At 64.9% G+C, this 7761-nt stretch carries 6 protein-coding genes and 2 pseudogenes; all 8 read right to left on the bottom strand.

Going from position 1 to position 7761, the window contains the following annotated elements:
• A pseudogene (locus ACLQI9_RS09835) lies at positions 1 to 223 on the bottom strand (hypothetical protein); the annotation flags it as partial.
• Positions 224 to 284: 61 nt separating this feature from the next.
• Positions 285 to 809, bottom strand: coding sequence for a hypothetical protein (locus ACLQI9_RS09830; RefSeq protein WP_442391579.1), 525 nt, complete (start codon positions 807 to 809; stop codon positions 285 to 287).
• Positions 810 to 856: 47 nt separating this feature from the next.
• Positions 857 to 1786, bottom strand: coding sequence for an LLM class F420-dependent oxidoreductase (locus tag ACLQI9_RS09825; RefSeq protein WP_442378858.1), 930 nt, complete (start codon positions 1784 to 1786; stop codon positions 857 to 859).
• 32 nt (positions 1787 to 1818) lie between these two features.
• Positions 1819 to 2388, bottom strand: a complete 570-nt coding sequence (locus tag ACLQI9_RS09820) for a hypothetical protein (RefSeq protein ID WP_442378856.1) — start codon at positions 2386 to 2388, stop codon at positions 1819 to 1821.
• Positions 2389 to 2499: 111 nt separating this feature from the next.
• A pseudogene (locus tag ACLQI9_RS09815) lies at positions 2500 to 4116 on the bottom strand (sulfatase-like hydrolase/transferase).
• A gap of 36 nt (positions 4117 to 4152) precedes the next feature.
• Complete coding sequence (locus tag ACLQI9_RS09810; protein ID WP_442378854.1) at positions 4153 to 5610, bottom strand: aldehyde dehydrogenase family protein; 1458 nt, start codon at positions 5608 to 5610, stop codon at positions 4153 to 4155.
• Positions 5611 to 5749: 139 nt separating this feature from the next.
• Positions 5750 to 6409: an enoyl-CoA hydratase/isomerase family protein gene (locus tag ACLQI9_RS09805; RefSeq protein ID WP_442378852.1), complete on the bottom strand. Its 660-nt coding sequence runs from the start codon at positions 6407 to 6409 to the stop codon at positions 5750 to 5752.
• A gap of 2 nt (positions 6410 to 6411) precedes the next feature.
• The coding region (locus ACLQI9_RS09800; protein WP_442391577.1) for an amino acid permease at positions 6412 to 7761 on the bottom strand (1350 nt) is incomplete at its 5' end.

The following is a 7761-nucleotide window of genomic DNA, read 5'->3' as shown; positions in this document are numbered from 1 at the left end:
GGGAGGTGGAGCCCCCGCCCTTCGTCAGCTCGACGATTCCAAAGATCACCAGCGCGATCAGGATCGCGGCCAGCACGGCTAAACCGACCAATACGGCGGGCTTGCGACGCCACGGGGTGGACCCGGGTTCGGGGTGTTGTTGCCCGTAATCGCCGTAGTCGAATTGGCCGGTCGGCGCTTCGCTTGGGTCCTCTGGAGGTCCCTGAGATCCGTAGCCCGTCACGGGCGCCGATCTTAGCGGTGCACGCTGGCGGCTTCGCCACCGAGCCTGGAGCGGCCGCGCCTCAAAAACCGGGCGGCAGCGTAATCACGGTGTGCGGCAACGTGATCGTCGACGGGATGTGTGGGAGATGGTGGTGATGCCGGGGCGGCTCGGCAGGGGGCGGGGACCCGGCAGGGGGCGGAGAGTTGCCATCCGGCGGCTCCTCCCCTTCCGACGTCGGGGGCGGTGGCGGCGGAGTGGTGGTCGTCGTAGACGGGGTGGGTGTCGATGATCGCGTGGGTGTCGACGACCGCGCGGGAGTCGTTGACGGCGTCGTTGTGGACGGACCGCCGCCGCTGCCGTGGGAGAGCTGGATGAGCCCGTAGATGATCAGCACGATCAGGATCGCGACCATCGTGGCCCAGACGGCCAGCAACAACCGATTCCGATACCAGGGGTCCGGCGGTGATTCCGGTTCAGGTGACTCGGAGTAATCCGGGTTGTCGTCGGAATCCGGCGGCTGCATGTCGTCCGCGCTGTAACTGGCCATCCGAGTCGGCCGATTGCTCGGGTCGTCGGGAGGGCCATGAAGACCGCCGCCTGTCACGCCCCGATGCTACTGACATCCGGCGGACGCGTCGGCTTGCAGCGCCGTCAGAGCTGGCGATTCACCTCGTCGGCGAAAAGTTGCAGGTGCTCGAGGTCGGACAGGTCCAGCAGTTGCAGATATACCCGCTGCACGCCGATGTCCGCGAACGGTCCGAGCTGTTCGACAATCTCGTTCGGCGTGCCCACCAGTGGCGAATTGGACCGCAGCTCGTCGAGTTCGCGTCCGATGGCGTCGGCTCGGCGGCTGATGTCCGCCTCGTCGCGTCCGGTGCACACCACAAACGTCGCGGAATAGGTCATCGAGTCGGCGGGCCGGCCGACCGAATCGACGGCTTCGCGGACCCGCTCGTATTGGGTTTTGATGGCGTCCAAGGAGGCGAACGGCACGTTGAACTCGTCGGCGAACGTCGCGGCCAGCGACGGCGTTCGGTTGGCGCCCAACCCGCCAATGAGGATCGGCGGATGGGGCCGTTGCACCGGCTTCGGCAGAGCGGGCGAGTCGTTGACCGCGTAATGAGCGCCCGCGTAGTCGAACGTTTCCCCGACGGGGGCGGTCCATAGGCCGGTGATCAGCTCGAGCTGTTCGGTGAGCCGGGCGAATCGCTCACGCAGCGGTGGGAACGGGATCGCGTAGGCCACATGCTCCGCTTCGAACCAGCCGGTACCGATTCCGAATTCGACTCGCCCGTTGCTCATCTCGTCGACCTGGGCGACGGAGATGGCCAACGGGCCAGGATGGCGGAATGTTGCCGACGTGACTAGCGTGCCCAACCGGATCGACGACGTCTCGCGGGCGATGCCGCCCAGCGTCACCCAGGAGTCGGTCGGCCCGGGCAGTCCATCGCCGCTCATCGCCAAGTAGTGGTCGGAGCGGAAGAACGCGGAAAATCCCAACGATTCGGCGGTCTGCGCGACGGCAAGCTGGTCGGAGTAACTCGCGCCCTGCTGCGGTTCAACGAATGCCCGAAAGTCCACGAGCGCCAGCCTATGCCGGACTGCCGCGTGGCTTAGAAGGTGTCGACCTTCTCGACGCTGACGAACATGCCGTGGCCGGTGCCCTTGTTGGTGAAGCGGGTGCCGCTTTCGCTGGCGGCGATCGTCCAGCCCTCCGCATCGTAGGTGCGGTAGTCGATCGTGACGGTCGGAATATCGCCGAGGTTGCCCACTACCCACTGCACGGAACCACGCGCGGTGATGTTGACGCCGTTGGCGCGTTCGCCGTCCTCCATCGGGGAGTTGGTGAACTGCGCCTCGCAGCCGACGCTGTCGGTGTCGATCTGGCAGCGCGTCTGACCGGATTTGGTTTCGATGAATACGTAACCGTTCTGGTCGGGTGGCAACGGGATGGCGCCGGCCGGCGGGTTGGCGCTCGGTGGCGCGGGTTGCGATGAGGTCGGGGAGGGAACGGACGGTTTGGCTTTCGGGAACGACGGTTCGGTTGGTCCGGCGCCCGGGTTGGCCACCGGCTTGCCGTGGATGAGCGAGCTGCATCCGCTCACCAGCGCAGCGCTCGTCAACAGGCCTGCCAGCAGCAGCCGGCCGCCAACCGTTGCCGTGTTTGCGTTCTCGGAAAACATCTCACAGCCAAGCCTACGCATGAAGTGACGCAAGTGAATGTAGTGACGCGCCCGCGTTGCGCGGCTAGCAGGCCATTGCGGCGTCTGCTCAAGCCTGCTGACCGACTTACGTCAGCCGCCGCGGATGGCGGCGAGCTGCCGCATGTCGGCGAGGCCGTGCTCCTGGGCGTTGTTCAGGCTGGCCGGCAGCGGCGCGCGCACTTCGGGGGCAGGACCTGGTGGTCGATGAGCGCCTGCAGCGCCGCCTGCTTGGCATTGCGGCCGGCCTGGTTGTCGATTTCCTGACCGCCCAGAGGACTTGAATAGTCGTACAGTTCACGCTCGATCGGCCGGGACGTGTCGATGTCCATGTCACCAGGCTTCCAAAAGGAGTACACAGCCAGTCTGGCGTCGCGGGTCCGCACGGCCACGATGTGGTGCGGCGCGGACGTCGGGATGTTCGTCGGCACTTCGCGGATTCCGAACACCGCGCGCATAATCGGCGAGTTCACCAGTGTGGTCATCTCCTCGACCGACATGTCGTCGGTTACGTGCGCAACCCACGGCCGTCCGGGCGCCGCCGCGTTTGCCGCGATCGCGGAGAGATCTGCACGGGCGGCCAGGTAGGAGTACCGCGCGTCGCCGCGCCACCCGTTTCCGCCGTATCCGATGGTCAACAGCAGGAGCGCCAAGTCGACGCTGGACGTGAATTGGGTCCGGGTGTCGCCGGGCTTAGGGGTGAGGTGGCCGTGCGGGTCGCGAATGTACAGCGGTACCCTGATCGACTCCTCGTAGGCCGCTGCGCCCTTGCCGCGCAAGCCATGTGAGCCGCCGTATTCACCATGGTCGGAGGTGAAGACGACGACGGTGTTGCGGTCGATTTCGGGCCGCGACGCCAGCTTGTCGAGCACCGGTCCGATTTGTGTGTCCACTTGCTGTTGTAACCACAGGTACATGTCCAGGCAGCGTGCCCACTGGGCTGAGAGCTCCGGTCCCGAATACGACAGCGCGCCGGTCAGCAGTGGCGACATGAAATTGAGGTAGTCGACCTGGAGTTGGGGCTTGCCGCGGTTGTGCAGATCGTCAGGTGTCTCGAAGTTGACCGGCGCGGAATCAAACCAATGTGGAACATCTTCGGGGAGAGGGTTTTTCGGCCACCAGCAGATGTCGTGGGGATTGACCAGCGAGACGGTGGTGCACGATGTCAGGGTCCTTCTGCAGCCCCTGGTTAGGCGCGCCGTTCGGCGACGGATAGGTGCCACCGGAAAAGCCGTGCGCCTCAAGACCTTCAGGGGTTGTGTCGCTCGTATGCCCCAGGTGCCACTTGCCCCACCACCAGGTGTGGTAGCCTCGCTGTCGCAGCATTGTGCCCCAGGTCGGGAACTGTGGCGCCAGGCTCGATTCAACCGGTCCCGCTCCGGTGAACAAACACCCGGTCTGGTGTGAATACAGTCCGGTGGTCATCACCGCGCGCGACGGCGTGCACATGTTCGACGCGGTGTAGTGGGAGTCGAAAGAGACGCTGCTCCTTTGCAATCGACCGATATTGGGCAGCAGGGCTGCGAACTTGGCTGGTTCTGGAAACCAATGCGGTGCACGCATCTGGTCCACGATGATCACCAGGATGTTGGGTTTGTTGCCTCCGGCCGTCGCCGACTCGCTCGGGCCCGGCTTGCGCAGCAATTCGTATCCACCGAAGCCGAATGCGGCCGCCCCTGTCAGGACCGTTCGCCGAGTGATCGAAGCCATGGCTCAATCTATAGCCGATCGGGAACGGGCCGAGTTCTACATCTGCGCCCAGACGATCTTCGTCTGCAGGTACGTGTCGATGCCGGCTTTACCCGACTCGTGACCCCAGCCGGATTGCTTGTAGCCGCCGAACGGCATGGAGTGGTCGTACTGAAACTGGCAGTTGAGCCCGACGGTTCCCGCCTTGATCCGCTTGGCCAGCCGGTGCGCGCGGCCGAGATCTTTCGTCCAGACGGTGGAGGCCAGCCCATAGGTGCTGTTGTTGGCCAGCGCGACGGCTTCGTCCTCGTCGTCGAACGGCAGGATCGTGACCACGGGCCCGAAGATCTCCTCCTGGAACAGCCGGCTCGAATCGGGGTCGACGTCGGTGACGACCGTCGGGTGCACGAAGTACCCCTTGCGGTCGAGCCGGTGCCCGCCGGTGACCAGTTCGGCGCCGTCGGACTTGCCCTGCTCGAGATAACCCAGCACGCGGGTGAGTTGCTTCTGGCTGATCAGCGGACCGCTCATCGTGCCCTCCTCCTTGGGGCCGCCCATCTTCATGGCGTTCGCAATCGTCGCCATGCCCTCCACAACTCGGTCGTAGACGCCACGCTGGGCGAAGATGCGCGACCCGCACACACACGCCTGCCCGGAATGTACGAATGCACCGAAAGCCGCGAGCGTCAGTGCCTTCTTCACGCTCGCGTCGTCGAAGATCAGCACCGGCGACTTGCCGCCCAGTTCCAAGGTGACCTTGTTCAGGTTGCTGTCCGCCGACGCGTGCACGATCGCCCGACCGACCTCGGTCGAGCCGGTGAACGCGACCTTTTCCACATCGGGGTGCGCGGTGATGGCCGCACCGACGGTGTGGCCGTAGCCGTTCACCAGGTTCGCCACCCCGTCGGGGACCCCCGCCTCGGCCAGCAGTCGCATGAGGACCAGCGCCGAAAGCGGTGTCTCCTCAGCGGGTTTGACGACACTGTTGCAACCAGCGGCCAGTGATGGCGCGAGTTTGGCACAGAAATTGAAGACCGGGCCGTTCCACGGGAAGATCAGCCCGACCACGCCATAGGGCTCCCGCAGGGTGTAGGTGTGCATGTGCGAGTCGACGCCGGTCAGACCTCCGGTGTTCACGTCACGCGCGATGCCATCGATCTTGGTGCACCAGCCGGCGTAGTAGCGGAACCACTCCGAGCCGACGGCCACCTGCATCTTTGCCTGAGCCGGATACATACCGGCGTTGAGCATTTCGAGCTCGGCGAGGAGCTCGGCGTTCTCGTCGATCAGGTCGGCGACGCGCCAGAGGATCTTGGCCCGCTCGTAGTCGGGCTTGCCGGACCACACCCCGGACTCGGCGGAGGCCTTCGCGCGGGCGACCGCGGCGTTGACCGCTTCGGGGCCGCAGTCGGTGAACTGGCTGATCTGTTCCTCGGTGGAGGGATCGAAGACTGGGATGACGTCACCGGTACCGGGACGTTCACGGACCTCGTCCAACACAGCCTGCACCGTCATGGGTCTCCCCTTCTCGCGTCTCTGCGAATTCGAGGTACGGCGCGTATCTATTAAAATAGAGTGCCGTACAAGGCGTACGTTATGCGCTTAACCACGCGATGTCCAGCGTTTTCACGAGAAGCTAATTGCTTTGTGGCTCTTAGTCACTGGCGGTCAGCGCACGCACCGCCGGTCCGAACATGGTTTGCTTGATCGCGCCCAGCGTGCCGGGGTCCTTGCCGTCGAGGGGACGAAGGAGGTCGACGGCCGCGGGCGTCACCGCGCCCTCGGGCGCGACGGCGTCGACAAGGCCAAGGTTCGCGGCGTCGGCGCCGCCGAAGCGGCGTCCGGTCGTCATTGAGGCGACCGCCGCCTGCGGGGTGAGCTTAGCTTGGATCAGTGCGGCCATGCCGGGTGTGAAGGGTATGCGGATGTCCGCTTCGGGAAAGCAGAAGTAGCCGCGGTCAGCGCGCATCACCCGAAAGTCGTGCGCCAAGGCCAGCATTGCCCCGGCGCCGAAAGCGTGGCCGACCAGCGCGGCCGCGGTGGGGACGGGCAGGGTGAGTATCCGAGCCAGCATGCCCTGGACGTGTCCGACATACCACTGGGTCTGGTCCCCGTTGGCCGCCAGCCAATCCAGATCCAAGCCGTTGGAGTAGAACTTGCCACCACCCGTGGTGACCAAACCCTGCGCGCCGGCGCCGACGACCGCATCGAGGTGTCCGTCAATCTCGTCGAGAAAGCTTGGTGAAAAACGATTTTCGTCAGAACCGAGGTCGAGGACGGCGATCTTGTCCTCGTAGGTCAGGCTAATTGCCACGGTTAGACTCCCGCTGAAGGGCTTGCCCGCTCCGGCGGCAGCTCGTCCGGGACATCGCTGGCGTGGTCGGCAACGTCTTCAGCCGCGGCTGTCACGCGGTTGCGGACCAGAAACCAGCCGCCGATCAGTGCCGGGACGGCGGCCACTAGCGCCGCGATGATCCAGGAACCCTTCTCAGGGTCGCACATCATCAGCACCAACACGCCCGCCAGGAAAACCAGCGTTACATAGCCGCTGTAAGGGGCGAGTGGCATCCGGAAATGCGGCCGCTGCATCGTTCCGGCCTTCACCCTGCTGTAGAACCGGAGTTGGCAGAGCACGATCGTCGCCCAGGCCGCCAGCACCCCTATAGCGGCGATGTTGAGCACGATTTCGAAGGCCTGGCCGGGTTTGACCGCGTTGAGCACGACACCGAACAGCCCGATGGTCGCGGTGAGCAGGATCCCGCCGTACGGCACACCGTTTTTCGACATCCGTGCGGTGAACTTCGGACCGCTGCCGTTCACCGACATCGACCGCAGGATCCGGCCGGTGGAATACAGTCCGGCGTTCAGGCTCGAGAACGCGGCGGTTAGTACCACCACGTTCATCATGCTGCCGGCGCCGGTGAGACCGACTTTCGAGAAGAAGGTGACGAACGGGCTCTCCTGGTGTTTGTAGGCGGTGTAGGGCAGCAACAGCGCCAGCAGGAGAACTGATCCGCAGTAGAAGACCGCGATACGGACGATCACCGAGTTGATCGCTCGTGGCATGACCTTCTCCGGTTCCGCGGTTTCTCCGGCGGCGGTGCCGACCAGTTCGACTGCGGCGTAGGCGAATATCACCCCCGAGGTGACGAGCACCAGCGGCAGCAGGCCGGTCGGCAAGAATCCGCCGTGGTCGGCCCAGAGGCTGGGCCCGGTGTTCCGTCCTTCGATTTTGAAGCGGCCGGCCAGAAATACGATTCCGACGACCAGGAACGTCGTCAGCGCCAACACCTTGATCAGCGCCGCCCAGAACTCGAACTCGCCGAAGGCCTTCACCGAGATCAGATTCACCGACGCAACCAGCAACAGCGCGATCAGCGCGAGCGTCCACTGCGGGATCGCCTGGCACGCGGTCCAATAATGGAAGTAGCTCGCGATCGCGGTGCTGTCCACGATGGCCGCCATCGCCCAGTTCAGGAAGTACATCCAGCCCGCAACGAAGGCCGCCTTTTCCCCGTAGAACTCGCGAGCGTAAGAGACGAACGAGCCCGATGTCGGGCGGTGCAGCACCAGTTCGCCGAGCGCGCGCAGGATCAGGAAGACGAAGCCGCCGCAGATCGCGTAGATCAGGAACAACCCGGGCCCCGCCGATGCGAGTCGTCCTCC

The organism is Mycobacterium sp. (assembly GCF_052143115.1).
GTDB lineage: Bacteria > Actinomycetota > Actinomycetes > Mycobacteriales > Mycobacteriaceae > Mycobacterium.
This window is presented reverse-complemented; position numbering and strand designations above follow the sequence as displayed.

What these genes read in the sequence shown, in the direction of transcription:
- ACLQI9_RS09820 (WP_442378856.1), bottom strand. Translation starts at nt 2,388, where the DNA reads ATGTTTTCCGAGAACGCAAACACGGCAACGGTTGGCGGCCGGCTGCTG.
- ACLQI9_RS09810 (WP_442378854.1), bottom strand. Translation starts at nt 5,610, where the DNA reads ATGACGGTGCAGGCTGTGTTGGACGAGGTCCGTGAACGTCCCGGTACC.